At 70.3% G+C, this 25,830-nt stretch carries 23 protein-coding genes and 1 riboswitch; of the genes, 18 read left to right on the top strand and 5 right to left on the bottom strand.

Going from position 1 to position 25,830, the window contains the following annotated elements; translation table 11 throughout:
• Position 1 precedes the first annotated feature (1 nt).
• Positions 2-241 carry a hypothetical protein gene (locus JYK04_RS14100; protein ID WP_189736332.1) on the bottom strand — a complete coding sequence of 80 codons (240 nt, stop codon included), beginning with the start codon at positions 239-241 and terminating at the stop codon, positions 2-4.
• 131 nt (positions 242-372) lie between these two features.
• On the opposite strand from JYK04_RS14100, the gene JYK04_RS14095 reads away from it, so the two are divergent.
• Positions 373-1,347: a carbohydrate kinase family protein gene (locus JYK04_RS14095; protein WP_189736331.1), complete on the top strand. Its 975-nt coding sequence runs from the start codon at positions 373-375 to the stop codon at positions 1,345-1,347.
• A 301-nt stretch (positions 1,348-1,648) separates the two neighbouring features.
• Here the strand turns inward: JYK04_RS14095 and JYK04_RS14090 are convergent, their stop codons facing one another.
• Complete coding sequence (locus JYK04_RS14090; protein WP_189736329.1) at positions 1,649-3,028, bottom strand: cysteine desulfurase/sulfurtransferase TusA family protein; 1,380 nt, start codon at positions 3,026-3,028, stop codon at positions 1,649-1,651.
• 283 nt (positions 3,029-3,311) lie between these two features.
• Here JYK04_RS14090 and ctaC point away from each other — a divergent pair, with 283 nt between their 5' ends.
• The 4 genes from ctaC (at position 3,312) to JYK04_RS14070 (ending at position 7,781) form a co-directional block, all read left to right on the top strand.
• On the top strand, positions 3,312-4,286 hold the full coding sequence (ctaC, locus tag JYK04_RS14085) for an aa3-type cytochrome oxidase subunit II (protein WP_189736327.1): 975 nt from the start codon (positions 3,312-3,314) through the stop codon (positions 4,284-4,286).
• Complete coding sequence (ctaD, locus tag JYK04_RS14080) at positions 4,283-6,013, top strand: aa3-type cytochrome oxidase subunit I (protein WP_189736325.1); 1,731 nt, start codon at positions 4,283-4,285, stop codon at positions 6,011-6,013. The genes ctaC and ctaD overlap by 4 nt, the downstream gene beginning before the upstream one ends.
• Positions 6,010-6,408 carry a cytochrome c oxidase subunit 4 gene (locus tag JYK04_RS14075; RefSeq protein WP_189736323.1) on the top strand — a complete coding sequence of 133 codons (399 nt, stop codon included), beginning with the start codon at positions 6,010-6,012 and terminating at the stop codon, positions 6,406-6,408. Before ctaD ends, JYK04_RS14075 begins: the two co-directional genes overlap by 4 nt.
• A gap of 125 nt (positions 6,409-6,533) precedes the next feature.
• Complete coding sequence (locus JYK04_RS14070; RefSeq protein WP_189736321.1) at positions 6,534-7,781, top strand: L,D-transpeptidase; 1,248 nt, start codon at positions 6,534-6,536, stop codon at positions 7,779-7,781.
• Positions 7,782-7,892: 111 nt separating this feature from the next.
• Here JYK04_RS14070 and JYK04_RS14065 read toward each other — a convergent pair whose 3' ends face one another.
• Positions 7,893-8,294: a DNA-binding transcriptional response regulator gene (locus tag JYK04_RS14065; RefSeq protein ID WP_189736319.1), complete on the bottom strand. Its 402-nt coding sequence runs from the start codon at positions 8,292-8,294 to the stop codon at positions 7,893-7,895.
• Between the two features lie 199 nt (positions 8,295-8,493).
• Between JYK04_RS14065 and ctaE the strand changes: the two genes are divergently transcribed.
• The 6 genes from ctaE (at position 8,494) to JYK04_RS14035 (ending at position 15,712) form a co-directional block, all read left to right on the top strand.
• Positions 8,494-9,114: an aa3-type cytochrome oxidase subunit III gene (gene ctaE / locus JYK04_RS14060; RefSeq protein ID WP_033221876.1), complete on the top strand. Its 621-nt coding sequence runs from the start codon at positions 8,494-8,496 to the stop codon at positions 9,112-9,114.
• 76 nt (positions 9,115-9,190) lie between these two features.
• Positions 9,191-10,000 (top strand): cytochrome bc1 complex diheme cytochrome c subunit, encoded by an 810-nt coding sequence (gene qcrC, locus JYK04_RS14055; RefSeq protein ID WP_189736317.1) that lies wholly within the window; start codon positions 9,191-9,193, stop codon positions 9,998-10,000.
• A complete protein-coding gene (qcrA, locus tag JYK04_RS14050) occupies positions 9,997-11,052 on the top strand; it encodes a cytochrome bc1 complex Rieske iron-sulfur subunit (protein ID WP_189736314.1) in 1,056 nt (351 codons plus the stop codon). The genes qcrC and qcrA overlap by 4 nt, the downstream gene beginning before the upstream one ends.
• Positions 11,049-12,674 (top strand): cytochrome bc1 complex cytochrome b subunit, encoded by a 1,626-nt coding sequence (gene qcrB / locus JYK04_RS14045; RefSeq protein ID WP_189736312.1) that lies wholly within the window; start codon positions 11,049-11,051, stop codon positions 12,672-12,674. The genes qcrA and qcrB overlap by 4 nt, the downstream gene beginning before the upstream one ends.
• Before the next feature lie 164 nt (positions 12,675-12,838).
• Positions 12,839-13,903, top strand: a complete 1,065-nt coding sequence (gene trpD / locus JYK04_RS14040; protein ID WP_189736310.1) for an anthranilate phosphoribosyltransferase — start codon at positions 12,839-12,841, stop codon at positions 13,901-13,903.
• Positions 13,904-13,989: 86 nt separating this feature from the next.
• Positions 13,990-14,106: riboswitch (SAM riboswitch) on the top strand.
• A 223-nt stretch (positions 14,107-14,329) separates the two neighbouring features.
• On the top strand, positions 14,330-15,712 hold the full coding sequence (locus JYK04_RS14035) for an aminotransferase class V-fold PLP-dependent enzyme (protein ID WP_189736308.1): 1,383 nt from the start codon (positions 14,330-14,332) through the stop codon (positions 15,710-15,712).
• A gap of 527 nt (positions 15,713-16,239) precedes the next feature.
• Here JYK04_RS14035 and JYK04_RS14030 read toward each other — a convergent pair.
• Both JYK04_RS14030 and JYK04_RS14025 read right to left on the bottom strand, forming a co-directional pair.
• Positions 16,240-16,521, bottom strand: a complete 282-nt coding sequence (locus JYK04_RS14030) for an Lrp/AsnC family transcriptional regulator (protein WP_030013053.1) — start codon at positions 16,519-16,521, stop codon at positions 16,240-16,242.
• The gene (locus tag JYK04_RS14025) at positions 16,518-17,252 is read right to left on the bottom strand and encodes a rhomboid family intramembrane serine protease (protein WP_189736306.1); all 735 of its coding nucleotides are present in this window, start codon (positions 17,250-17,252) and stop codon (positions 16,518-16,520) included. Before JYK04_RS14025 ends, JYK04_RS14030 begins: the two co-directional genes overlap by 4 nt.
• Positions 17,253-17,376: 124 nt before the next feature.
• Here JYK04_RS14025 and JYK04_RS14020 point away from each other — a divergent pair, with 124 nt between their 5' ends.
• The 7 genes from JYK04_RS14020 to JYK04_RS13990 all read left to right on the top strand — a co-directional run bounded on the left by JYK04_RS14020 (position 17,377) and on the right by JYK04_RS13990 (position 25,802).
• A complete protein-coding gene (locus JYK04_RS14020; RefSeq protein WP_008738811.1) occupies positions 17,377-17,616 on the top strand; it encodes a hypothetical protein in 240 nt (79 codons plus the stop codon).
• A 40-nt stretch (positions 17,617-17,656) separates the two neighbouring features.
• A complete protein-coding gene (locus JYK04_RS14015) occupies positions 17,657-19,021 on the top strand; it encodes an NYN domain-containing protein (RefSeq protein ID WP_189736620.1) in 1,365 nt (454 codons plus the stop codon).
• A gap of 253 nt (positions 19,022-19,274) precedes the next feature.
• Entirely contained in the window at positions 19,275-20,303 is a 1,029-nt protein-coding gene (locus JYK04_RS14010; protein WP_189736304.1) for a C40 family peptidase, read from the top strand.
• A gap of 245 nt (positions 20,304-20,548) precedes the next feature.
• Positions 20,549-21,607, top strand: coding sequence for a C40 family peptidase (locus JYK04_RS14005; protein WP_189736302.1), 1,059 nt, complete (start codon positions 20,549-20,551; stop codon positions 21,605-21,607).
• A 25-nt stretch (positions 21,608-21,632) separates the two neighbouring features.
• A complete protein-coding gene (locus tag JYK04_RS14000; RefSeq protein ID WP_189736300.1) occupies positions 21,633-22,748 on the top strand; it encodes a hypothetical protein in 1,116 nt (371 codons plus the stop codon).
• Between the two features lie 23 nt (positions 22,749-22,771).
• On the top strand, positions 22,772-23,914 hold the full coding sequence (locus tag JYK04_RS13995) for a glycosyltransferase family 4 protein (protein ID WP_189736298.1): 1,143 nt from the start codon (positions 22,772-22,774) through the stop codon (positions 23,912-23,914).
• Between the two features lie 274 nt (positions 23,915-24,188).
• Complete coding sequence (locus JYK04_RS13990; RefSeq protein WP_189736296.1) at positions 24,189-25,802, top strand: GMC oxidoreductase; 1,614 nt, start codon at positions 24,189-24,191, stop codon at positions 25,800-25,802.
• The last annotated feature ends 28 nt before the right edge of the window (positions 25,803-25,830 follow it).

The following is a 25,830-nucleotide window of genomic DNA, read 5'->3' as shown; positions in this document are numbered from 1 at the left end:
CCTACTGGTCCCCGTACACGGACGTGGCGGCGATCAGCCGCGCCGAGGCCGGCGGGACGCTGATCCCGTGGATCTGCGAAGGGGCCACGCGGACCGGCCGGGGGCCCGCCGGAACCGCCCAGTGCGGGGCCATCCGGGCGCAGTCACCCAGCAGGCGGGCGAAACCGGGCTGTCGTGGGGCTTCCGCGCCGCGCTTGGCGGCGGTGTACTCGGAGTAGCCGAAACCGTCGGTATAGGTCATGCAGGCACCGTAGGCATCGGATCTCTGGCGAAGAAAGACCTACTAAGGGGTAGTTTCCGGGGTACAGCCCGGGGCTGCTTACCGGGTAGTTTTGACTGTCCCTCGCCGTCCTCAGCAGGAGCGTCCACGCCGTGCGCATCGCAGTCACCGGCTCCATCGCCACCGACCACCTCATGACCTTCCCCGGCCGTTTCGCCGACCAGCTGGTCGCCGACCAGCTGCACACGGTCTCCCTCTCCTTCCTCGTCGACAACCTCGACGTCCGGCGGGGCGGGGTCGGCCCGAACATCTGCTTCGGTATGGGGCAGCTCGGCATCCGCCCGATCCTCGTCGGAGCCGCCGGCTCCGACTTCGACGAGTACCGCGCCTGGCTGGACCGGCACGGCGTCGACACCGAGTCCGTCCGGATCTCCGAGGTGCTGCACACCGCGCGCTTCGTGTGCACCACGGACTCCGACCACAACCAGATCGGCTCCTTCTACACGGGCGCGATGAGCGAGGCCCGGCTGATCGAGCTGAAGTCCGTCGCCGACCGGGTGGGCGGGCTCGACCTGGTCCTGATCGGCGCGGACGACCCCGAGGCGATGCTGCGCCACACGGAGGAGTGCCGCACGCGCGGGATCCCCTTCGCCGCCGACTTCTCGCAGCAGATCGCCCGCATGGACGGCGAGAACATCCGCACCCTGATGGAGGGCGCGACCTTCCTCTTCTCGAACGAGTACGAGAAGGGCCTCATCGAGTCGAAGTCCGGCTGGACCGACGAGGAGATCCTCTCGAAGGTCGGCACCCGCGTGACCACGCTGGGCTCCAACGGCGTCCGGATCGAGCGCGTCGGCGAGGACCCGATCGTGGTCGGCTGCCCGGAGGAGACCGCGAAGGTCGACCCGACGGGTGTCGGCGACGCGTTCCGCGCCGGGTTCCTGACCGGTCTGGGCTGGGGCGTCGGCCTGGAGCGGGCGGCGCAGCTGGGCTGCATGCTCGCGACGCTGGTCATCGAGACCCTGGGCACCCAGGAGTACGCGCTGGCCCGTGCCCACTTCATGGAGCGCTTCACCAAGGCCTACGGCGAAGACGCCGCAGCAGAAGTCCGCGCCCACCTCGCCTGACCGCCGCCGTCTGGGCCCGGGCCAAGTTTCCACCCCTTCCGGGGGAGAGCCCGGGCACTTCCCCGTCTCACTGGTGTTGAGCCCGCGCACATCCAGCCTCGCCGGCGTTTGAGCAGGGGGCACCTCCCAGCGGTAGCCGGGGGAGGGTCCGGGCGGAGCCCGGTGCCCGGCGGAGCCGGGTTTCCTGGGGCTCCGCCCCAGACCCCGCTCCTCAAACGCCGGAGGGGCTGAAACTCGCCCGGCGAAGCGGGATCGGCGAGCGGGGCTGGACGGTGCCGTCGGCGAGGCTGAAAGCGGCGGGTCAGGTGGAGCGGCGGACCGTGTAGGCGGAGCCGACTTCGCGCGGGGTCTCGCCCAGATACGTGTGTCCCCGCATCGCGCACCACGCCGGGATGTCCAGCCGGGCCACCTCGTCGTCGGAGACGACCGTGACGGTCCCGCCCACCGGCACCGTCACGATGGCCCGGGCCAGCTCGATCACCGGCTGCGGACACCGCAGCCCCAGCGCGTCCAGTTCCAGCGAGTCCGCCACCGGCGCCACCGCCGGGGGCTCCGACACGCCGAGCCGTTCCCGTACGTCCGCCACCGCGCGCGGCAGCACCTCCAGGAACGCGTTGACCTCCTCCGCCGGGGTCCCCGGCGGCAGGGACACCCGTACGTTCCCCTCCGACAGCACGCCCATCGCCCGCAGCACGTGACTGGGGGTCAGCGTGGAGCTCGTGCACGAGGAGCCGGAGGAGACCGAGAAACCGGCCCGGTCCAGCTCGTGCAGCAGCGTCTCCCCGTCGACGTACAGGCAGGAGAAGGTGACCAGGTGCGGGAGCCGCCGCTCCGGATCGCCCACCACCTCCACGTCCGGGACCAGCCGCACCACCCGCCGCCGGATGCGGTCCACCAAGACCCGCAGCCGGGCCGCCTCCGCGTCCGCCTCGGCCCGTACGGCCCGCAGGGAGGCCGCCGCGGCCACGATCGCGGGCAGGTTCGTGAAACCGGGGGAGCGCCCCGACTCCCTCTCGTCCGCAGGGCCTTGGGGGGAGAAGCGCACCCCCTTGCGGACCGCCAGCAGGCCGACCCCCGGCGGGCCGCCCCACTTGTGCGCACTCGCGGCCAGCACGGACCAGGCGCCCTCCACCGGGCCCCAGCCCAGCGACTGCGCGGCGTCCACCAGCAGCGGCACCCCGGCCGCCCCGCAGACCTCGGCCACCTCCGCCACCGGCTGGACCGTGCCCACCTCGTGGTTGGCCGACTGGAGGCAGGCGAGGGCGCTCTCGGGGGTGAGCGCCTGCGCGTAGCCGGCGGGCGTCACCGCGCCCCACCGGTCCACCGGGACCTCGGTCACCGTCCCACCGCGCGCCTCGAGCACCTCGGCCGCGTGCAATACAGAACTGTGTTCGACCGCCGATACGACCAGATGACTTCCGACGCGCCGGCGCCCGGCGAGGACCCCCGCCACCCCCGTGTGAACCGCGTGCGTCCCCGAAGGAGTGAACACGAGCTCGTCGGCCCGGCATCCCACTGCCTCCGCGGCGGCCTCCCGCGCCGCGTCCAGGAGCAGCCGCGCGCGCCTGCCCTCCCGGTACAGCCGGGCCGGATCGGCCCAGCCCTCGTCCAGGGAGGCCTGCAACGCCTGCCGGGCCACGGGGTGCAGGGGGGCGGCGGACGCGCTGTCGAAGTACGGCATCCGGCCACGCTAGCTCCAGCCCCACGACGTTCGAGGTCAGGGGGCGTCAGATGAGCCCCGGAGCCCGCCATTCAGGGCCATTCGCGCCGTCCCCCGGACGGCGGATCCATCCCTTCGGGGGCAGTAGCGGCGCGTTGGGCACCCTCCCCGCGCGACCCCAAATAGCGTCCAGTAGGGTTTGGTCCGCATAAACATCCAAACCCCTGCCTGCGTCAGGGCCGGCGACCGACCCGAACACGGCCGCGGCCGGCCGCGCGGGCCGAGACTCTCGGGAAGGCGCTACGTGAGTCCCTACGGCTCCGACCGCTCGCCGCGGCGCCCGATGCGGCGGAAGCTGCTGCAGGCGCTGACTGCGGGCGTGGTCCTGGCGACCGCCACTGGTTGCTCGTATACATGGAAAGACTTCCCCCGCCTCGGAATGCCGACTCCGGTAACCGAGGAGGCGCCGCGCATCCTCTCCCTGTGGCAGGGATCCTGGGCGGCCGCGCTGGTCACGGGCATCCTCGTGTGGGGCCTGATCATCTGGAGCGTCATCTTCCACCGGCGCAGCCGGACGAAGATCGAGGTCCCCGCGCAGACCCGGTACAACATGCCCATCGAGGCGCTGTACACCGTGGTCCCGCTCATCATCGTCTCGGTGCTCTTCTACTTCACCGCTCGTGACGAGTCGAAGCTCCTGGCCCTCACCCCGAAGCCGCCGCACACGATCAACGTGATCGGCTTCCAGTGGAGCTGGGGCTTCAACTACGTCGAGAACGTCGACGGCGACGCGGCGACCCCGAAGGCGGGCGCGGTCCCCAAGGAGCTGGCCTCCATCCCGGACCGCTTCACCAAGGAGTTCCCGGCGGGCGCCGAGGGCGTCTACCAGAAGGGTGTCCCGGGCGACCGGAACCCCCAGACGGGCAACCCGGGTCCGACCCTGGTCCTCCCCAAGGGCGAGAAGGTCCGCTTCATCCTGTCGTCGAACGACGTGATCCACTCCTTCTGGGTGGTCCCGTTCCTGTTCAAGCAGGACGTCATTCCGGGCCACACCAACGTCTTCGAGGTCACCCCGTCCGAATACGGCACCTTCATGGGCAAGTGCGCCGAGCTCTGCGGCACTGACCACTCCCGGATGCTCTTCAACGTCAAGGTGGTCTCCCCCGAGGAGTACCGGGCGTACCTGAAGGATCTGGCGGAGAAGGGTCAGACCGGCTACCTCCCGGCCGGTATCCAGCAGACCGACCCGGCCCGGAATGCGGAAGTGAACAAACTGTGAGCATCCTCAACGAATCCCAGGGTGCCGCCGCCGACTCGTACGAGAACGAGCTGCCGGTACGGCGCAAGCAGCCGGGCAATGTGGTCGTGAAGTGGATGACCACGACCGACCACAAGACCATCGGCACGATGTACCTGGTCACGTCGTTCGTGTTCTTCATCATCGGCGGTGTGCTGGCGCTCTTCATGCGCGCCGAGCTGGCCCGTCCGGGCACGCAGATCATGTCGAACGAGCAGTTCAACCAGGCGTTCACCATGCATGGCACGATCATGCTGCTGATGTTCGCCACCCCGCTCTTCGCGGGCTTCGCCAACTGGATCATGCCGCTGCAGATCGGCGCGCCCGACGTGGCGTTCCCGCGGCTGAACATGTTCGCGTACTGGCTGTACCTCTTCGGCTCGACCATCGCGGTGGCCGGCTTCGTCACGCCGAGCGGCGCCGCCGACTTCGGTTGGTTCGCCTACTCCCCGCTGTCGGACGCGGTCCGTTCGCCGGGCATCGGCGCCGACATGTGGATCATGGGTCTGGCCTTCTCCGGCTTCGGCACCATCCTCGGCTCGGTCAACTTCATCACCACGATCATCTGCATGCGCGCACCCGGCATGACGATGTTCCGCATGCCGATCTTCACCTGGAACGTGCTGCTGACCGGTGTTCTGGTCCTGCTCGCCTTCCCGGTGCTGGCCGCCGCGCTCTTCGCGCTGGAGGCCGACCGCAAGTTCGGTTCGCACGTGTTCGATGCCGCGAACGGCGGCGCATTGCTATGGCAGCACCTCTTCTGGTTCTTCGGGCACCCAGAGGTGTACATCATCGCGCTGCCATTCTTCGGAATCGTCTCCGAGATCATCCCGGTCTTCAGCCGTAAGCCGATGTTCGGCTACATCGGCCTGATCGCCGCGACGATCGCGATCGCCGGTCTCTCCGTGACCGTGTGGGCCCACCACATGTACGTCACCGGTGGTGTGCTGCTGCCGTTCTTCTCCTTCATGACCTTCCTGATCGCGGTACCGACCGGTGTGAAGTTCTTCAACTGGATCGGCACCATGTGGAAGGGCTCGCTGTCCTTCGAGACCCCGATGCTCTGGACGATCGGCTTCCTGGTCACCTTCACCTTCGGTGGTCTGACCGGCGTCATCCTGGCCTCGCCCCCGATGGACTTCCACGTCTCCGACTCGTACTTCGTCGTCGCGCACTTCCACTACGTCGTCTTCGGCACCGTGGTGTTCGCGATGTTCGCCGGCTTCCACTTCTGGTGGCCGAAGTTCACGGGCAAGATGCTGGACGAGCGTCTCGGCAAGATGACGTTCTGGACGCTGTTCATCGGCTTCCACGGCACCTTCCTGGTGCAGCACTGGCTCGGTGCCGAGGGCATGCCGCGTCGTTACGCGGACTACCTCGCCGCCGACGGCTTCACCGCGCTGAACACGATCTCGACGATCAGCTCGTTCGTGCTCGGCCTGTCGATGCTGCCGTTCATGTACAACGTCTGGAAGACGGCCAAGTACGGCGAGAAGGTCGAGGTCGACGACCCGTGGGGTTACGGCCGTTCGCTCGAGTGGGCGACGTCCTGCCCGCCGCCGCGGCACAACTTCCTCACCCTGCCGCGGATCCGTTCCGAGTCCCCGGCGTTCGACCTGCACCACCCTGAGATCGCGGCCCTCGACCACCTCGAGGACCACAGCGTCGCCGCCAAGGCCGTCACCGGCGGCAAGGAGGCCGGCAAGTGAAGATCCAGGGCAAGATGTTCCTCTGGCTCTCCTTCTTCATCCTGATCATGGCCGTCGTGTACGGCGTGTGGTCGAAGGAGCCCGTCGGTACCACCGCGCTCTTCCTGGCCTTCGGCCTGAGCGTCATGATCGGCTACTACCTGGCCTTCACGGCCAAGCGCGTCGACCAGATGGCCCAGGACAACCTGGAGGCCGACGTCGCCGACGAGGCGGGCGAGCTGGGGTTCTTCTCCCCGCACAGCTGGCAGCCGCTCTCGCTGGGCATCGGCGGTGCGCTCGCCTTCCTGGGCGTCGTCTTCGGCTGGTGGCTCATGTACTTCTCGGCCCCGATCATCATGATCGGCCTGTGGGGCTGGGTGTACGAGTACTACCGCGGTGAGAACCAGAACCAGTAGCAGCACCTTCGCGGCCGTGCCGCGCCGCACTTGGGGCCCGGGTCCCTCCTTCGGGAGGAGCCCGGGCCCCTCGTTTGCAGTCACCCCGCGCGCCGGATTTGTCATATCTTCATAGCGTTGGCTCCATGAAGCACTCACCGCGTCTTTGGACGGTACTCAGCTGCTCCCTGCTGGTCGCGTCCCTCGGGGCCGGCGCCACCGCATGCGGGTCCGGCGACAAGAACCCGCTGTCAGCCCGCCCGTACGACGCGGGCGATCAGGTCGCCTTCAACCAGAGCGCCGGCAAGCGCCCCGTGAACCCCGACCGGCCCCTCGAAATCACCGCCAAGAACAGCGGCGGCCGGATCACCGATGTGCTGGCCGTGGACACCCACGGCCGCCGCCTGGCGGGCGAACTGAGCGCCAAGGGGGACCGCTGGCACAGCACGACCCCGATGGCCTCAGGAGTCCGTTACACGGTCATCGTGAGCACCGAGGACGAGCGGGGCGCCCCCGGGCAGCGCACGCTCACCTTCGACACCACCCCCTCCAAGGGGATCCTGAAGGTCGAATTCGGCCCGGACGAGGGAAAGTACGGCGTCGGGCAGCCCATCACCGCCGAACTCAGCGAGCCGGTCAAGGACAAGGCCGCCCGCGCCATCGTGGAACGGGGCCTCGTCGTCGACACCCCGCCCGGCGTCGAGGGCGCCTGGCACTGGGTGGACGACAAGAACCTCCACTACCGGCCCAAGGACTACTGGCCCGCCAACTCCGCCGTCTCCGTGCGGAGCAACCTGGAGGGCGTCAGGATCACCGACGAGCTCCACGGGGCCGTCGCCAAGCCGCTGAAGCTGGAGATCGGGGACCGGGTCGAGGTCACCACCGACGCCTCCTCGCACTACCTCACGTTCAAGCGCAACGGAGAAGTGATCAACACCATCCCGGTGACCACCGGCAAGCCCGGCTTCTCCACCCGCAACGGCATCAAGGTGGTGCTGGGCAAGCAGTACTTCGTACAGATGCGCGGCGACACCGTCGGCATCGGCGGCAGCGAGTACTACAACCTGCCCGTCTACTACGCCACTCGCGTCACCTGGAGTGGTGAATACGTCCACGCCGCGCCGTGGTCCGTCGGCTCCCAGGGCTACGAGAACGTCAGCCACGGCTGCACGGGCATGAGCACCGGCAACGCCGCCTGGTTCTACGAGAACATCACCGAGGGCGACATCGTCCAGGTGATCAACAGCATCGGCGACGACATGGACGTCTTCGGCAACGGCTTCGGCGACTGGAACATGGACTGGAAGGACTGGCGCCAGGGCAGCGCCCTGCTCAAGGGCACCCAGGAGGGCCGCAGCCCCGTCGACCAGGCCCGCCTGCGCCCCACCGTCTGAGCGGCCCCGGGCGGGGCCCCTCCCCCGGACGGCGTCCGGGGGAGGGGAATTCCCGGCCCGTTCACCCGTACGGCCCCCTCAGGGGCGCACGCGGGCCCCTGAGGGGGTGTATCAGGCGTCCAGGGACAGACGGGTCCTCAGGAGGCCCGCCAGGGTGTCCGCGAACTGCACCGGGTCCACCGGAAGGGTCACGGCGGCGTCCGCACGGCTCCACGTGGCCAGCCAGGCGTCCTGGGGGCGCCCCATCAGCAGCAGCACCGGCGGACAGCGGAAGATCTCGTCCTTGATCTGCCGGCACACCCCCATGCCCCCGGCCGGAACCGCCTCGCCGTCCAGCACGCACACGTCGACACCACCCGCGTCCAGCTCCGACAGGACCGCCGGGAGCGTCGCGCACTCCAGGAACTCCACCGGCGGCAGGTCCGCGGCGGGCCTGCGTCCTGCCGCCAGCCGCACCTGCTCCCGGGTGCCCGCGTCGTCGCTGTAGACCAGAACCCGCGCAGTCGCCCGCATTTCGTTCCTCCACGTGGCCGTGAATCACGTTGATGTTGCGCGGGATGCTACTCCTCCCGGTGCGCCGTCAACATCGCTTCGAACATGTCGCAGGTGGCGGTACGCGGGGCTCATCTGATGGGCCGTTCGGGCCTTGCACACGCCCCTGACACTCCGAACGGCACCCCCCGGGGTGAGGGCGGGATAAGCGACCGACATAATGTCGGTCGTGGCGACAGCAACGACAGTAGATACCGGGCACGCGCACCCGACGGTCAACCGGCCGAACCTCGTCAGCGTCGGAACCATCATCTGGTTGAGTTCCGAGCTGATGTTCTTCGCGGCCCTCTTCGCGATGTACTTCACCCTGCGATCCGTGATGGGTCCCGAGTTCTGGACAGAACAGGCCGAGGCCCTGAATCTGCCCTTCTCGGCGACGAACACGACGATCCTGGTGCTTTCCTCGCTCACCTGCCAGCTCGGCGTATTCGCCGCCGAGCGCGGTGACGTGAAGAAGCTCCGGACGTGGTTCATCATCACGTTCGTCATGGGTGCGATCTTCATTGGCGGCCAGGTGTTCGAGTACACCGAGCTGGTCAAGCATGAGGGCCTGTCCCTCTCGTCGAACCCCTACGGCTCGGTGTTCTACCTGACCACCGGCTTCCACGGGCTGCACGTGACGGGCGGTCTCATCGCCTTCCTGCTGGTCCTCGGCCGGACGTACGCGGCCAAGAGGTTCACCCACGAACAGGCCACGTCGGCCATCGTCGTGTCCTACTACTGGCACTTCGTCGACGTCGTCTGGATCGGCCTCTTCGCGACGATCTACCTGATCAAGTAGCGAACACGTCACCGGGCAAGACCCGGCACTCCATCCAGACACACCGACGCAGAAGATCCTGACACCGGGGTAATCCGTGAAAAAGCTCTCCGCACGACGACGCCATCCGCTGGCGGCGGTCGTCGTTCTACTCCTCGCGCTGGCGGCCACTGGGGGGCTGTACGCCGCCTTCGCCCCCGCGGGCAAGGCGCAGGCCGATGAAACCGCCCAGTCCCTCGCCATCGAGGAGGGCAAGAAGCTCTACGCCGTGGGTTGCGCAAGCTGCCACGGAACCGGCGGTCAGGGTTCCTCTGACGGCCCGAGCCTGGTCGGCGTCGGCTCCGCGGCCGTCGACTTCCAGGTGAGCACGGGCCGCATGCCCGCCCAGCAGCCCGGCGCCCAGGTGCCGAAGAAGCCCGTCATCTACGACCAGGCGCAGATCGACCAGCTGGCGGCGTACATCGCGTCCCTCGGCGCCGGTCCGATCACGCCGACCGCGAAGCAGTACGACCCGGCGGGCGCCGACATCGCCAACGGTGGTGAGCTCTTCCGCAACAACTGCGCGCAGTGCCACAACTTCACCGGCGAAGGCGGCGCGCTGACGAACGGCAAGTACGCCCCCAACCTTGAGGGTGTCTCGCCGAAGCACATCTACGAGGCCATGCAGACCGGCCCGCAGAACATGCCCTCCTTCCCCGACAGCACGATGCCGGAGAAGCAGAAGAAGGACATCATCGCGTACCTGGAGAACGTCAACGGCGAGAAGTCGACCAGCCCCGGCGGCCTGAAGCTCGGTGGCCTCGGCCCCGTCTCCGAGGGTCTGTTCGGCTGGATCTTCGCCCTGGGTGCGTTGATCGCTGTCGCCGTCTGGGTCGCGGCCCACACCGCTAAGGCCAAGAAGTCATGAGTAGCCAAGAGATTCCCGAAGACAAGCACCTGCCGAGCGAGCAGGGCGACGCCCACCACGGCGTAGCGGTCGCGGACGACCCGTTCGCCGACCCGGGCCTGCCGGTCCACAAGCCCCGTATCCAGGACATCGACGAGCGGGCGGCGAAGCGCTCCGAGCGCACCGTCGCGATGCTCTTCACCCTGTCGATGCTGGCGACGATCGGCTTCATCGCGTCCTACGTGATCTTCCCGGTCGACAAGATCGTCTACATCTTCCCCATCGGGAAGGTCAGCGCGCTCAACTTCTCCCTGGGCATGACCCTGGGCGTGGCCCTCTTCTGCATCGGCGCGGGCGCGGTCCACTGGGCCCGCACCCTGATGTCCGACGTGGAGGTCGCCGCCGAGCGCCACGAGATCGCCGCTCCGCCGGAGGTCAAGGCACAGGTCCTGCAGGACTTCGCCGACGGCGCGAACGAGTCCGGCATCGGCCGGCGTCCCCTGATCCGCAACACGATGCTGGGCGCGCTGGCCATGCTGCCGCTGTCCGCCGTCATGATCATGCGCGACCTGGGCCCGCTGCCCGAGGACAAGCTGCGCAAGACCCTGTGGGCCAAGGGCAAGCTGCTCATCAACCAGAACACGATGGAGCCGCTGCGTCCCGAGGACGTCCTCGTCGGTTCGCTCACCTTCGCCATGCCGGAAGGCCTGGAGGAGGAGCAGCACGACTTCCAGGTCCAGATCGCCAAGGCCGCCCTGATGATCGTCCGCATTCAGCCGGAAGACATCAAGGACAAGAAGGAACTGGAGTGGTCCCACGACGGGATCGTGGCCTACTCCAAGATCTGCACCCACGTCGGCTGCCCGATCAGCCTGTACGAGCAGCAGACGCACCACGTGCTCTGCCCGTGCCACCAGTCCACCTTCGACCTCTCCGACGGCGCCCGTGTCATCTTCGGCCCGGCCGGTCACGCGCTTCCGCAGCTGCGGATCGGCGTGAATGACGAAGGCTTCCTCGAAGCGCTCGGCGACTTCGAAGAGCCCGTCGGTCCTGCATTCTGGGAGCGCGGATGAGCACCAGCGTCAACAACGAGCGCAAAGCGCCGGCCGGCGAGCGCGTAGCGGACTGGGCGGACGGCCGCCTGGGCATCTACAGCCTCGCCAAGGCCAACATGCGCAAGATCTTCCCGGACCACTGGTCCTTCATGCTCGGTGAGATCTGCCTCTACAGCTTCATCATCATCATCCTCACGGGTGTGTACCTGACGCTGTTCTTCCACCCGAGCATGAACGAGGTCGTGTACCACGGCTCGTACGTGCCGATGCAGGGCGTCATGATGTCCGAGGCCTTCGCCTCGACGCTGGACATCAGCTTCGACGTCCGCGGTGGCCTGCTGATCCGTCAGATCCACCACTGGGCGGCGCTGATCTTCGTCGCGGCCATGGTCGTGCACATGATGCGCGTCTTCTTCACCGGCGCGTTCCGCAAGCCGCGTGAGGTCAACTGGATCTTCGGCTTCCTGCTGCTGGTCCTCGGCATGTTCACCGGCTTCACCGGTTACTCGCTGCCGGACGACCTGCTCTCGGGTACCGGTGTCCGCTTCATGCAGGGCGCCATCCTGTCCGTCCCGGTCGTCGGCACGTACCTGTCGATGTTCCTGTTCGGCGGGGAGTTCCCGGGCGGCGACTTCGTCGCGCGGTTCTACTCGGTGCACATCCTGCTGCTGCCCGGCATCATGATGGGCCTGCTCGTGGCCCACCTGATCCTGGTCTTCTACCACAAGCACACCCAGTTCGCGGGTCCCGGCAAGACGAACGACAACGTCGTCGGCATGCCGCTGCTGCCGGTCTACATGGCCAAGGCCGGAGGCTTCTTCTTCCTGGTCTTCGGTGTCATCGCGGCCATCGCGGCGATCGCCTCGATCAACCCGATCTGGGCGCTCGGCCCGTACCGCCCGGACAACGTGTCCACCGGTGCGCAGCCCGACTGGTACATGGGTATGCCGGAAGGCCTGATCCGAGCCATGCCCGGCTGGGAGATCAACCTGTGGGGCCACACGCTCGTCCTGGGCGTGTTCATCCCGCTGCTGCTCTTCCCGCTGGTGCTGGGTGCGATCGCCGTCTGGCCGTTCATCGAGTCCTGGGTCACCGGGGACAAGCGCGAGCACCACATCCTGGACCGCCCGCGCAACGTCCCGACCCGTACGGCCTTCGGTGTCGCCTGGATCGCGGAGTACATCGTGCTCCTCATCGGCGGCGGCAACGACATGTTCGCCCAGTACTTCCACCTGTCGATCAACTCGATCACCTGGTTCGTCCGGATCGGCTTCTTCGTCGTCCCGGTCCTCGCCTTCATCGTCACCAAGCGGATCTGCCTCGGCCTCCAGCGCCGGGACCACGACAAGGTGCTGCACGGTCGCGAGACCGGCATCATCAAGCGTCTGCCGCACGGTGAGTTCGTCGAGGTCCACGAGCCGCTCCCGGCGGGTCAGCTGCACAAGCTCACCGCGCACGAGCAGTACAAGCCGGTCGAGATCGGCCCGACGGTCGACGAGAACGGTGTCGAGCGCAAGGTGAAGGCCGCCGAGAAGCTGCGCGCGAAGCTCAGCAAGGGCTTCTACGGCGAGAACAACCAGATTCCGAAGCCCACGGTGGAGGAATACAAGGAGATCCAGTCCGGCCACGGCCACCACTGATCCCCGTCTGAACGCATGAGGGACTGATTTCGGTCAGTCCTGGTGTCGCCACGGCGAGAGCCCCGTCCAGTGTCTGGACGGGGCTCTTTGCCGTAACCGGGGCTGGATAGGCTGAACCCTGACCGATCAAGCGTGGAATCCTCCACCGACAGCAGGAGCGGACCATGAACGTTGCGACCCCGGCAGGCGGCGACAGCGTGGCGGCCCGTGGCTGGCCGGGCCTTCTCGACGCTCTGCTGACCGGCCAGGACCTGCGCGCGGAGGACACCGCCTGGGCCATGGACCGGATCATGCGGGGGGAGGCCACCGACGCCCAGATCGCCGGCTTCACGGTCGCGCTGCGGGCCAAGGGGGAGACGGTCGAGGAGATCAACGGCCTCGTACGGGCGATGTACGCGCACGCCAACCTGATCGAGGTGCCCGGCCGCACGGTGGACATCGTCGGCACCGGCGGCGACGGGGCCAAAACGGTGAACATCTCCACGATGTCGGCCATCGTGGTGGCCGGTACCGGCGCCAAGGTCGTCAAGCACGGCAACCGGGCCGCGTCCTCCGCGAGCGGCTCCTCGGACGTCCTGGAGAAGCTCGGAGTGAACCTCCAGCTGAGCCGGGAGCGGGTCGTGGAGGTCGCCGAGGAGGCCGGCATCACCTTCTGCTTCGCCGTGAAGTTCCACCCGGCACTGCGCCATGTGGCCGCGGCCCGCAAGGAACTGGGCATCCGGACCTTCTTCAACGCGCTGGGCCCGCTGACCAACCCGGCCCGGGTGCGCGCCCAGGCGACCGGCGTGGCCGACCCCCGGATGGCCCCGATCATCGCCGGCGTGCTCGCCGACCGGGGCTCCTCCGCGCTGGTCTTCCGCGGTGACGACGGCCTGGACGAACTGACCACGACGTCGACCTCGCGCATCTGGTGGGTCCGTGACGGCAAGGTCTCCGAGCAGGCCTTCGACCCCCGTGACGTGGGCATCTCCCTGGTCGACGTCTCCGCCCTGGCCGGCGGGGACCCCTCGTACAACGCGGACGTGGCCCGCCGCCTGCTGGCCGGCGAGACCGGCCCGGTCCGCGACGCCGTCCTGCTGAACTCGGCGGCGGCCCTGGCCGCCCTCGACCCCGGCGCGGGCAGCCTGGAGGAGCAGATCGCCGCCGGTATGGCCCGCGCGGCGGAGTCCATCGACTCGGGCGCGGCCCGGGCCGCCCTGGAGCGCTGGGTGACGGCCAGCAACGCGTAGCGGGAACGGCGCGAAAACGACGACCCCGGTCCACCATGCGGACCGGGGTCTTGCGTACGCGCGATCATGTGGCAGGATGCTGACCAGGTCACGAGTGACAGCGTGTAGGCCCCGGCTTGCTGTCCGGCAACCCTCCTTCCGTGGCGGGGTGCCCCGGGTGATGACCAGGTCGTAGGCAGCAAGGCCTACGGCAAGCGCGGATCCCTCGACACCAGGGGTCCTGGTCTTCTCGAGGAGCTTTTTCCGTGAGCAAGCGAATGCGATAGGGCGACTCCGCCCCTACTTCAACCCTCGGATCAGGGTCACTTCCGTGTACCCCCGCACAGCGCGGTCCGAGGACCCTCCCGTACCCCGGACGGCCGCAGTGCCGTACCCGCGTACGGGCACACCGAAGCCATTCAGCCCTGCCTGCCGGGAGATACCGCCATGTCCGCATCCCTGAACGCCGCCGTCGCCACCGCCACCACCGTCGACCCCGCCTGTGCCGAGCCGCTCGCGGTCCTCGGCCGGGACGTCACCGTCCCGCTCGTCACCGGCGGCGAGGTCACCTACGCGGCCCTCGACTACGCGGCCAGCGCCCCCGCCCTGCAGCGCGTCTGGGACGACGTGGCCGCGTACGCCCCGTACTACGGCAGCGTGCACCGCGGCGCCGGATACCTCTCGCAGCTCTCCACCGACCTCTTCGAGCAGAGCCGGGTCACCGTCGCCGAGTTCCTCGACTGCCGCCCCACCGACCAGGTCGTCTTCACCCGGTCCACCACCGACTCGCTGAACCTGCTCGCCGCCGTACTCCCCGCCGACTGCCAGGTGTTCGTCTTCGAGACCGAGCACCACGCCTCGCTGCTGCCGTGGACGAACGCCCAGGTCACCTACCTCAACGCACCGCGCACCCCGGCCGAGGCCGTCGCCACCCTGGAGCGGGCCCTCGCCGACCGCGACCCGTACGGTCCGGCACTGGTCTGCGTCACCGGCGCCTCCAACGTCACCGGCGAGCTGTGGCCGGTCAAGGAACTCGCCGCCGCCGCGCACGCCCACGGCGCGCGCATCGTGCTGGACGCCGCCCAACTGGCCCCGCACCACCCCGTCTCCGTGCAGGAGCTCGACGTCGACTGGGTCGCCTTCTCCGGGCACAAGCTCTACGCGCCCTTCGGCTCGGGCGTGCTCGCCGGCCGCGCGGACTGGCTCCAGCAGGCCGACCCGTACCTCGCGGGCGGCGGCGCCTCCCGGAAGGTGGCCCGGCGCGAGGACGGCGGCGTCGACGTCGAGTGGCACACCACCGCGGCCCGCCACGAGGCCGGCTCCCCGAACGTCATCGGCGTCTACTCCATCGCCTCCGCCTGCAAGGCCCTGACCGAGGCCGGCTTCGAGAACCTCGTCGCCCGCGAGCAGCACCTCATCGAGAAGGTCCGGGAAGGCCTGGCGGAGGTCCCGGCGGTCCGGATCCTCTCCCTCTTCGGGGACGACGCCCCCCGGGTCGGCGTCATCTCCTTCGTGGTGGACGGCTGGAACAGCTCCCACTTCGCCGCCGCGCTGTCCGCCGAGTACGGGATCGGCGTACGCGACGGCCTGTTCTGCGCCCACCCGCTGGTCCGCACCCTGCTGGGCAGCGAGCCGCAGGCCCAGGGCGAATGCGGAGCCCCGGAGGCCGCCCCGGGCGAGCGCTCCCTCAACGCCATCCGCGTCAGCTTCGGCGCCGGGACCCCCGACGAGCACGTGGAGCGCTTCGTCGGCGCCGTGAAGGAACTGGTCACCTCCGGAGCCAAGTGGCAGTACCGCACGGAGGAAGGCCGCTGCGTCCCCGCCGTGTAGCCCTGCGGGCGGCTCGGCGGTGTACGGCTCGGCGGCACGTCTTCCTCTGCCGAGGTGGGTCGCCTCAATCGCCGGCGGGGCTTCAAAGGGTGGGGCGGTGCCCCGCACGAGGGTCTCCTCGGCTCGGCGCGTTCGGGCTCGTCCCGGCCAGGCGGCCGTGGTCGCGCCTCGTCCTGCGGGGACCCTCCTGCGTGTCCCCGCCCCACGGCAGGGCTTCGACGGCGGAAGGGGAGTGGGGACGTGGCGGGGTGTCCCCGCAGGACGAGGCGCGACCGCCGGGCACAGCCGAGACACACAGCACGCGCCGAGCCGAGGAGACACCCCGGCGCGGCCCCACGGACCGACCCGAACCGACAGGCCCGCACTTTCAGCCTCGCCGGCGTTTGAGGCGCGGGTCCGGGCAGCGCCCGGCAGACGGCGCGAGCACCGCACACAGCCGAGCACCCCGCAGGGGACCCGGCAGACGGCGCGAGCACCGCACACAGCCGAGCACCCCGCAGGGGACCCGGCAGACCGTGCCGGAGGCGTTACGCGTCGAGACCGATCGCGAACGCCGCTTCCAGGTCGTGCTGGGAGTACGTGCGGAAGGCCACGTGGGTGTCCGTCGCCTCGACGCCCGGGATCTTGCTGATGCGGCCGGGGATGATGTCCGCCAGGTTCTCGTGACGGGCCACGCGGACCAGCGCGATCAGGTCGTACGTCCCCGTGACGGAGTAGACCTCGCTGACGTTCTCGAGGGCGGCGATGGACTCGGCGATCTCGGGGATCCGGTCCACGCTGGTCTTGATGAGCACGATCGCGGTGATCACGGCTGGCTGTCTCCCTCGGTGGCCGTCGCTGGTCGCCTCACTCTAGTCGTACCCCGATAGCGGGCCCACGCGTAGAGGAAGCCGAGCGAGAAGCCCACCAGATGGGCCAGATAGGCGACTCCAGGCCCGCTGCCGGCCCGCTGCGCCGCCACCCACTGGAGGGCGAACCAGAACAGCAGCACCAGCCACGCCGGGAACCGCAGCGGCAGGAAGAAGAGGAACGGGAACAGGCTCGTCACCCTCGCCCGCGGGAGCAGGAAGAGGAAGGCGCCCAGTACGGCCGAGATGGCACCGGAGGCCCCGACCAGCGTCTGCGGGGAGCCCGCGTTGGCCGCCGCGTACGCCGCCATCGCCAGGTACCCCGTACAGAGGTAGAAGACGAGGAACGCCGGGCGGCCCATCCGTTCCTCCGCCATCGCGCCGAAAACGTACAGAAAGAGCATGTTTCCGAGCAGATGCAGCCAGCTGCCGTGGACGAACAGCGCCGTCAGCGGGGTCAGCCAGGCGCCGGGGCCGCCCGTGAAGAGCTCGTCCGGGACCACCCCCCAGCGCCGGAAGTAAGCCGTCCCGTCGGACAGCAGCTCTTCCCCCGTCCCGTAGGCCGGGTTGAGCCCCGAGGCCGGGCCGAGTACGAACGCCACGGCGCAGCCCGCGATCAGCGCATGGGCCACCACCGGTCCCCGGGCGGCCTCGCGAACGGCCCGCCACCTTACGATCATGTGACAGAGCATGACGCAAGGGGACCCACCTGAAGCGGTGGCAGGCCGTAGGGTTACGAGCTGCGGTCCGCAGGACGACGCATACGGCGGCGCGGGCGGCTTTAATTGAATCAGCTACGAAGGAGAGAGCGGCCTGATGACGGTTCCCCTGCCGACCGACACCACCCGGTGGCGCTGCACCCTGTGCGGCAATCTCACGCGCTTCGACGTGACCCGTTCGTCGAAGGTCGTGGAGTACGTCCACCTGGACCTCGCCGGGGAGCCCAAGGTCGAGGAGCGCGAGGTGGTCAATGAGACCATCGAGTCGGTCCGCTGCCGCTGGTGCAACGCGGTGGACCAGATCGAGCTCGTGGACAGGCCGGGCGCGGACTCCTGACGGAGGCGCACCCACAGGAAGATCACGGTAGGGGTGACGGATTGTGGAGCCAGCAAGCGGCGCTGAGCCGGCCGATGCGGCCGGCGACGCCGCCGAGGCGCTCGACCACCCGCTGCCGGAAGGCGTGCGGCGCCGGGTCGTCGCGCTCGTCTCGGACGCCTTCGGCGCGCTGACGGTCGCGGACCTCCCGGCGCAGCTGCGCCAGTACGCCCGGTTCACCCCGACCCGGCGCGCCAAGTTCGCGGGAAATGCCATGGCCGCGGCGGTCGAGACCGACGCCGTGTTCCGGAGCAGGGTCGCCGAGAAGCTGCGTGAGGCGCAGGCCGACCTGGCCGCCGCGCTGGAGGCCGGCGCGCCCCCGGCCGCGGCGGATCCGCTGGACGTGGCGGCCGCCGCCTTCGTCCTGCGGCCGGCCGGCTGGGTCAAGCTGGTGGCCGCCGCGGGCGAGGAGGCGCAGCGCGCCGACGCCGAGCGGGTCGGCGAGGAGACCCGGCGCGAGCTGGAGCGGCTGCGCGAGGAGCTGGCCCACGCACGGGAGCTGCAGCGCGCGGGCGGGGAGCAGGTCCGGGTCGAACTGGACGCGGCCCGCAAGGAAGCGGAATCGCTTCAGCGCAAGCTGCGCAGCGCCCTCAGCGACGTCAAGCGGGGTGACGCTGCCCTGCGCAAGGTGAATGCGGAGATCGACGGGATCCGCGGCGACGCGGCCGCCAGGGTGGCCGCCGCCGAGAGTGAGACCCGGCGGCTCAAGGCCCGGCTCGCGGAGGTGGAGGCGGCGTTGGAGACCTCGCGCCGGGCCACCCGTGAGGGGCGCAGCATCGAGGACATGCGGCTGCGGCTGCTGCTGGACACCGTGCTGGACGCGGCCCAGGGGCTGCGCCGGGAGCTGGCGCTGCCGCCGGTGAGCACCCGCCCGGCCGACACGGTGGACGCGGTGGAGCCGGGCCGGATGACGCCGAAGGACATCGCGGCGCGGGCCCTCTCGGAGACCGATCCGGCGCTGCTGGACCAGTTGTTGGCGCTGCCTCAGGCCCATCTGGTGGTCGACGGCTACAACGTGACCAAGACGGGCTATCCGACGATGCCGCTGGAGAAGCAGCGGCTGCGGCTGCTGGGCGGGCTGTCGATGCTGGCCGCGCAGACGGGCGCGGAGATGACCTGTGTCTTCGACGGGGCGGAACTGGCGGCCCCGGTGCTGCTCGCGCCGCCGCGCGGGGTGCGGGTGCTGTTCTCCAAGGCCGGGGTGACGGCGGACGAGCTGATCCGCCAGTTGGTGCGTGCGGAGCCGCCCGGCCGGCCGGTGGTCGTGGTCTCCACGGACCGGGAGGTCGCCGACGGGGTGGCCAAGGCGGGTGCGCGGCCCGTGACGTCCGCTTTGCTGCTGAAGCGGCTTTCGCGCGTTTCGTAACTCCTCGCCGCAATGCCCGAATTGGTGGGACTTGCGGGGGACGCACCGTCAAGTGACCTGCACGGAGCGTGCGCTGTAGGTAAAGAACCTGGTCGTGGGGCGAGTTTTTTCCCGGCAGGATTTGAACTGATCACAGATGGGTCACTAGGGTCTGCTCAAACCTTCGTGCGGTAGATCACTCATTCGGGGTGGCAGCGAAGGTGCTGCCGAGTTGCGTTCTTCGGCGGCTCCCAGGAAGAAGGAGCTCGCCTTCGTGGCGTCCCACCGTCGACCCAAGCAGCCGAACCGCGCTCGTGTGACCGTGCTCACCTCGGTCGCGGCCGCAGCCGTCGCCCTCACCGCGCAGAGCGCCTCCGCCGCGCCGACGAAGCCGAGCAAGGACGAGGTCAAGAGCCAGGTCGACGCGCTCTACGAAGAGGCGGAGCAGGCCACCGAGAAGTTCAACGGGGCCAAGGAGCGCCAGGACAAGCTCGAGAAGGAGATAGGCCAGCTGCAGGACCAGGTCGCGCGCGGCCAGGGCGAACTCAACGACCTTCGCAGCACGCTCGGTTCGATGGCCAGCGCCCAGTACCGCAGCGGCGGCATCGACCCCTCCCTCGCGCTCCTCCTCTCCGAGGACCCCGACAGCTACCTCGACAAGGCTTCCTCCCTGGAGCACCTGAGCACCAAGCAGGTCGAGGGGGTCCAGCGGATCCAGGACAAGCAGCGCACCCTCGCGCAGCAGCGCCAGGAGGCCGCCGGCAAGCTCGCCGACCTCGACGCCACCCGCAAGGAGCTCGGCGAGAAGAAGAAGGTCTCCACCGAGAAGCTCGCCGCCGCCCAGGCCCTCCTCAACACCTTGACCGCGCAGGAGCGCGCGGCCATCAAGGACGAGGACACGCGCGCCAGCCGCGCCGACAACCAGCGCGTCGACCTCGGCAACGTCAAGGCCTCCGGCCGCGCCGGAGCCGCCCTCGAAGCCGCCAAGACGAAGCTGGGCTTCACCTACCAGTCCGGCGGCACCGGCCCCACGGTCTACGACTGCTCCGGGCTGACGCAGTGGGCCTACAAGCAGGCCGGCGTCAACATCAGCCGCGTCACCTTCACCCAGGTGAACGACGGCACCCGCATCGGCCGCAGCCAGCTCCAGCCCGGTGACCTGGTCTTCTTCTACGACGACCTGCACCACGTCGGCCTCTACGCCGGCAACAACATGACGCTGCACGCCTCGAACCCGCGCAGCGGCATCAAGTACGAGTCCATGGACAACATGCCGTTCCAGTTCGGCGTCCGCGTCGGCTGATCCGCTCCGCCCCGCGGTCCCGGACGCCCCGTACACCGCCCATCCGGGCGAATTCCAGGGCCGCCCTCTGACCACACGCCCCGCCGGTGACCTGCGTCTCCTGCGGGGCGTCGGCATGTGCGCCCGCCGACGGCCGTTGGTCGGTGCGTGGTCGCGCCGCTACTGTCTGCCAGCGCGGAACCCGGCACACGGCCGTCCACGGAGGGCGGACCCGGGCCCCGCACAGCGGAAGGGAGCGGTTTCACGTGGCGTCCCATCGCCGGGCCGGGCTCGGCAGCCTCGACCGGAGCACGAAGGTCACCGTCCTCACCGCCGCCGCCGCGGCCACCGCCGCGGTCGCCATGACGGGCGTACCCGCGTACGCGGCCCCCGGCTTCCCGTACGAACCCGGAGGCGGCGCGAGAACCGGCATCAGCGCCCAGGTCGACCGCCTCTTCGAGGAGGCCGAGCAGGCCACCGAGCGCTTCAACGAGGCGGGCGAGAAGGCCGACCGGCTCCGCGTCGAGGTCAACCGGGCCCAGGACGCGGTGGCCCGCGGCCAGGAGCGCATCAACACCCTGCGGGGCGTCCTGGGCACCTTCGCCGGAGCCCAGTACCGCAGCGGCGGCATCGACCCCGCCGTCGGGCTGATGCTGTCCGAGGACCCCGACGCGTACCTGGAACGGGCCGCCGCCCTCGACCGGCTGACCGGCCGGCAGGCCCGCCAGCTCGACGAACTCCGCGAGGAACAGCGCGAACTCGGCCAGGAGCGCCAGGAGGCCTCCCGCAAACTCGCCGAACTCGACGCCCTGCGCACTGACGTGGCCCGGCACAAGCGCTCCGTCACGGCGAAGCTCGCTGCCGCCCGGCAGCTGCTCAACGCCATGCCCTCCGGGGAGCGGGCCGACTACGAACGCTCCTCGCGCTCCGGAGGCCGTCCCGAGGGGCTGCCCGAGCCGGCCTCCTTCGGTGCTTCCTCCGGACGCGCCGAGACCGCCGTGAGGGCGGCCCGGGCCGCGGTGGGCCGGCCGTACGTGTGGGGCTCCACCGGCCCCGCCGGCTTCGACTGCTCCGGGCTGATGGTCTGGTCGTACCGGCAGGCCGGAGTCTCGCTGCCGCGCACCTCGCAGGCCCAGCGGCACGCCGGCCGCCAGGTGCCGCTGTCGCAGGCCCGCCCGGGCGACCTGGTGACGTACCGCTCGGACGCCAGCCACGTCGGCATGTACGTCGGCAACGGCCAGGTGGTGCACGCCCCCTACCCCGGAGCCCGGGTCCGCTACGACCCCGTCGGGATGATGCCCGTCTCCTCGGTGACGCGCCCCTGACCGCACCCGTGCGTACGATCGTCGGATGCCCCCCGTCCGCCGGTCCCTCGTACGCGTGCTGCCGCTCCTGCTGAGCGCGCTGCTCGCCGGGTGCGGCGCGCCCGCCCCGCGGGACGGCGCCGAGCGGGACATCCGCGAGGCCGTCGCCGCCTGGTCGCGGACGCCGCCCGAGCGGCTCGCCGGGATCCCGCTGGAGGGCTGGGCGTACGAGGTCTCCGAGGTCCGGCGGGACGGCGCCGGGGCCACCGTCCGGGCGGAGCTCCACTACCGGCTGGCCGGCTACGACCCGGCCGCGGCCGGGTCGGCGCGCGAGGTGCGCCTGACCCGGGACGGCGGGCGGTGGCACGTCACCGGTGACCGGGCGGCGCCGGGCGCGCTGCCCCAGCTGTGGGACCAGGGCCCGGTGGCGGTGGTCCGCGGAGCGCACGCGCTGGTGCTGGGCGTCGGGCAGGAGACGGGGACGCTGTCCGCGATCGCGGCGGAGGCCGACCGGGCGGTGCCCGCGGCGAGCGCCGGCTGGCCGGGGCCCTGGGCGGGCCGTGCCGTGGTCCTGGTCCCCGGATCCCTGGAGCGGATGGCGGAGCTGCTGGGCCGCCCGGCCGCCGAGTACCGGGGCATGGGGGCCGTCACCACGGGCCGGGTGGGCGAGGCCCCCGCCCCCGCCGACCGGGTCGTCGTGAACCCGCAGGGGTGGGCGGAGCTCAGCGCGGCGGGCCGCGGGGTCATCCTGACCCACGAGGTCACCCATGTGGCCACCCGGGCGGCGACCACCGCCACCACCCCGCTGTGGCTCTCCGAGGGCTTCGCGGACTGGGCCGCCTACCGCAGCACCCCGGCCACCCCGGAGCAGGCCGCTCCGACGCTGGCCCGGGCCGTACGGCGGGGCGAGGTGCCCGGCGAGCTGCCCCGGACGGAGGACTTCGCCTTCGGCGGTGACCCGGAGGCCCTGGCCCGCGCGTACGAGGGCGCCTGGCTGGCCTGCCGGCTGATCGCGGGGAGATGGGGCGAGGCGGCGCTCGTGGACCTGTACGGGAGGGCGGGGCGCGAGCCGTGGCCGGTGGCGGTGCGGGGCGCCCTCGGAGCGGATCCGGACGCATTGACGAAGGACTGGCGGGAGGCCCTGCGGGCGGAGCTCCGCTGAGGGCGTCCGGTACGTTGTCAGCGATGCACAAGACGCTGATCGTGACCAACGACTTCCCGCCGCGACCGGGCGGCATCCAGGCCTTCCTGCACAACATGGCGCTGCGGCTGGATCCCGACCGGATCGTCGTCTACGCCTCCACCTGGAAGCACAGTGCGGAGGGCCGCGAGGCCACCGCGGCCTTCGACGCGGAGCAGCCGTTCCAGGTGGTCCGCGACCGGACGACGATGCTGCTGCCGACCCCGCGCGTGACGCGGCGGGCGGTGGGCCTGCTGCGCGAACACGGCTGCGAGTCCGTGTGGTTCGGGGCGGCGGCCCCGCTCGGGCTGATGGGCCCCGCGCTGCGGCGGGCGGGCGCGCGGCGGATCGTCGCGACCACCCACGGGCACGAGGCGGGCTGGGCCCAGCTGCCGGCCGCGCGGCAGTTGCTGCGCCGGATCGGCGAGGGCACGGACACGCTGACCTACCTGGGGGAGTACACACGCTCGCGGATCGCCTCGGCGGTGACGGACCGGGCGGCGGCCCGGATGGTGCAGCTCCCGCCGGGGGTGGACGAGAAGACCTTCCACCCGGGATCGGGTGGGGCGGAGGTCCGGGCCCGGCTCGGGCTGACGGACCGGCCGGTGGTCGTCTGCGTCTCCCGGCTGGTGCCGCGCAAGGGGCAGGACACCCTGATCGAGGCGATGCCGCGGATCCTGGCGGCGGTGCCGGACGCGGTACTGCTGATCGTGGGCGGCGGCCCCTACGAGGCGGACCTGCGGGAGCTGGCCGTCTCCACCGGGGTCTCGGACTCCGTCGTTTTCACCGGAGCCGTCCCGTGGTCGGAACTCGCGGCCCACTACGGCGCGGGTGACGTCTTCGCCATGCCGTGCCGGACCCGCCGGGGCGGGCTGGACGTGGAGGGGCTCGGCATCGTCTACCTGGAGGCCTCGGCCACGGGCCTGCCGGTGATCGCGGGCGACTCGGGCGGGGCGCCGGACGCGGTGCTGGACGGTGAGACGGGCTGGGTCGTGCGGGGCGGATCCCCCGAGGACGCGGCGGACCGGATCGTCACCCTGCTGAAGGATCCGGAGCTGCGGGCCAGGATGGGTGCCGCCGGCCGTATGTGGGTCGAGGACCGCTGGCGCTGGGACCTCTTGGCGGACCGCCTGCGCGAGCTGCTGTAGCCGGTGCCGGTGCGGCGCCGCTGCCGGGGGCCAGCCCCCGGACCCCCGCGCCTCAATCGCCGGCGGGGCTGGATTCGGCTGCTGTCATCAAGATCCAGCCCCTCCAGGGGGCACCTCCCAGCGGTAGCTGGGGGAGTTTGAGGAGCGGGGTTCGGGGCGGAGCCCCGACAGCGGAGCCGCACCCGGTCGGTCGCGCAGCCATGCCTGACTGTTCCTCAGATGTCTGTCAATACCGCATATGGGCGGACGGCTGGATTCCGTCCATGATGCGGCCATGACATCCAACCTGACGCGCCGTCAAGTACTGGGACTCGGCGCCCTCTCGACCGCCGCCGCGCTCGGCTTCACCCGGATCGGGGCGGCCTCCGCGGCGGCCGTGGAGCCCGCCGCCGCCCGGTACGCCCCCGCCATCGTCGTCGGCTCCGGCTACGGCTCCGCCGTCGCCGCCCTGCGGCTCGGGCAGGCGGGCGTACGTACCGTCGTACTGGAGATGGGCCGGCTCTGGGACACCCCCGGGGCCGACGGCAAGGTCTTCCCCTCCACCTCCGCGCCCGACCAGCGCTCCATGTGGTTCCGCAACCGCACCGAGGCCCCGCTCGCCCAGTTCCTCTGGCTCGACGTGGTCAACCGCGACATCAGCCCCTACCCCGGCGTCCTCGACCGCGTGAACTACGGCGACATGTCCGTGTACGTCGGCCGGGGCGTCGGCGGCGGATCGCTCGTCAACGGCGGCATGGCGCCCACGCCCCGCCGCTCGTACTTCTCCGAGGTCCTGCCCCAGGTCGACGCCGACGAGATGTACGGCACCTACTACCCCCGCGCCCGCGCCATGCTGGGGGTCAACGACATCGACCCGGCCTGGTTCGAGTCCACCGAGTGGTACCGCTTCGCCCGGATCTCCCGCAAGCACGCCCAGAACACCGGCCTGAAGACCGTCTTCGTCCCCAACGTCTACGACTTCGAGTACATGAAGCGCGAGGCCGCCGGCACCGCCACCCGCTCGGCCCTGGCCGGAGAGGTCATCTACGGCAACAACCACGGCAAGAAGAGCGTCGACAAGACCTACCTCGCCGCCGCCATCGGCACCGGGAACGTCACCATCGAGACCATGCAGCGCGTGGTCGGCGTACGGCTCGACCCGGCCGGGGGATACGTCCTGACGGTACGGACCAGCGATGTCACCGGACGGGCCACCCAGGTCCGCGAACTCGGCTGCAAACAGCTCTTCCTCGGGGCCGGGAGCCTGGGGACCACCGAGATCCTGCTGCGGGCCCGCGAGCGGGGGACGCTGCCCGCGCTCAGCGAGAAGGTCGGGCTCGGCTGGGGCCCCAACGGCAACGTCATGACCGCACGCGCCAACCACCTGTGGGACACGGTCGGCTGCAACCAGGCCACCATGCCCGCGATGGGCATCGACGACTGGGACAACGCCTCGAACCCGGTCTTCGCGGAGATCGCCCCGCTCCCCATGGGCATCGAGCACTGGATCTCGATGTACCTCGCCATCACCAAGAACCCGGAGCGCGGGCACTTCACCTACGACGCCGCCACCGACTCGGCCCGGCTCAACTGGCGGCGGGACCAGAGCACGCCCTCGGTCAACGCGGCGAAGAACCTCTTCGACCGCATCAACTGGCGGAACTTCACGATGTACCGGTACGACCTCTTCGGCGACAACAAGGCCTTCGCCGACAACTTCACCTACCACCCGCTCGGCGGCTGCGTCCTCGGGGACGCCACCGACGGGTACGGGCGGGCCAAGGGGTACCAGGGGCTGTACGTGGTCGACGGCTCCCTGATCCCCGGATCGCTCGGCGTGAACCCGTTCGTGACCATCACCGCCCTCGCGGAACGGAACATGGCCCGGATCCTCGCCGACCCCCGCTGACAGCGGCCTCCGGCCGCGGGCCGCTAGA

It is taken from the genome of Streptomyces nojiriensis (genome assembly GCF_017639205.1).
In the GTDB taxonomy this organism is placed as follows: Bacteria; Actinomycetota; Actinomycetes; order Streptomycetales; family Streptomycetaceae; genus Streptomyces; species Streptomyces nojiriensis.
The sequence above is the reverse complement of the archived record's forward strand: the minus strand, read 5'-3'. Positions and strand labels throughout refer to the sequence as shown.

Excerpts from the sequence above, each read along its gene's own strand:
- JYK04_RS13990 (WP_189736296.1), top strand. The coding sequence starts at position 24,189 with ATGACATCCAACCTGACGCGCCGTCAAGTACTGGGACTCGGCGCCCTC.
- trpD (WP_189736310.1), top strand. The coding sequence starts at position 12,839 with ATGAACGTTGCGACCCCGGCAGGCGGCGACAGCGTGGCGGCCCGTGGC.
- JYK04_RS14025 (WP_189736306.1), bottom strand. The coding sequence starts at position 17,252 with ATGCTCTGTCACATGATCGTAAGGTGGCGGGCCGTTCGCGAGGCCGCC.
- JYK04_RS14070 (WP_189736321.1), top strand. The coding sequence starts at position 6,534 with ATGAAGCACTCACCGCGTCTTTGGACGGTACTCAGCTGCTCCCTGCTG.
- JYK04_RS14100 (WP_189736332.1), bottom strand. The coding sequence starts at position 241 with ATGACCTATACCGACGGTTTCGGCTACTCCGAGTACACCGCCGCCAAG.
- ctaE (WP_033221876.1), top strand. The coding sequence starts at position 8,494 with ATGTCGGTCGTGGCGACAGCAACGACAGTAGATACCGGGCACGCGCAC.
- JYK04_RS14035 (WP_189736308.1), top strand. The coding sequence starts at position 14,330 with ATGTCCGCATCCCTGAACGCCGCCGTCGCCACCGCCACCACCGTCGAC.
- JYK04_RS14000 (WP_189736300.1), top strand. The coding sequence starts at position 21,633 with ATGCCCCCCGTCCGCCGGTCCCTCGTACGCGTGCTGCCGCTCCTGCTG.
- JYK04_RS14090 (WP_189736329.1), bottom strand. The coding sequence starts at position 3,028 with ATGCCGTACTTCGACAGCGCGTCCGCCGCCCCCCTGCACCCCGTGGCC.
- JYK04_RS14065 (WP_189736319.1), bottom strand. The coding sequence starts at position 8,294 with ATGCGGGCGACTGCGCGGGTTCTGGTCTACAGCGACGACGCGGGCACC.
- JYK04_RS13995 (WP_189736298.1), top strand. The coding sequence starts at position 22,772 with ATGCACAAGACGCTGATCGTGACCAACGACTTCCCGCCGCGACCGGGC.
- qcrB (WP_189736312.1), top strand. The coding sequence starts at position 11,049 with ATGAGCACCAGCGTCAACAACGAGCGCAAAGCGCCGGCCGGCGAGCGC.
- JYK04_RS14020 (WP_008738811.1), top strand. The coding sequence starts at position 17,377 with ATGACGGTTCCCCTGCCGACCGACACCACCCGGTGGCGCTGCACCCTG.
- qcrA (WP_189736314.1), top strand. The coding sequence starts at position 9,997 with ATGAGTAGCCAAGAGATTCCCGAAGACAAGCACCTGCCGAGCGAGCAG.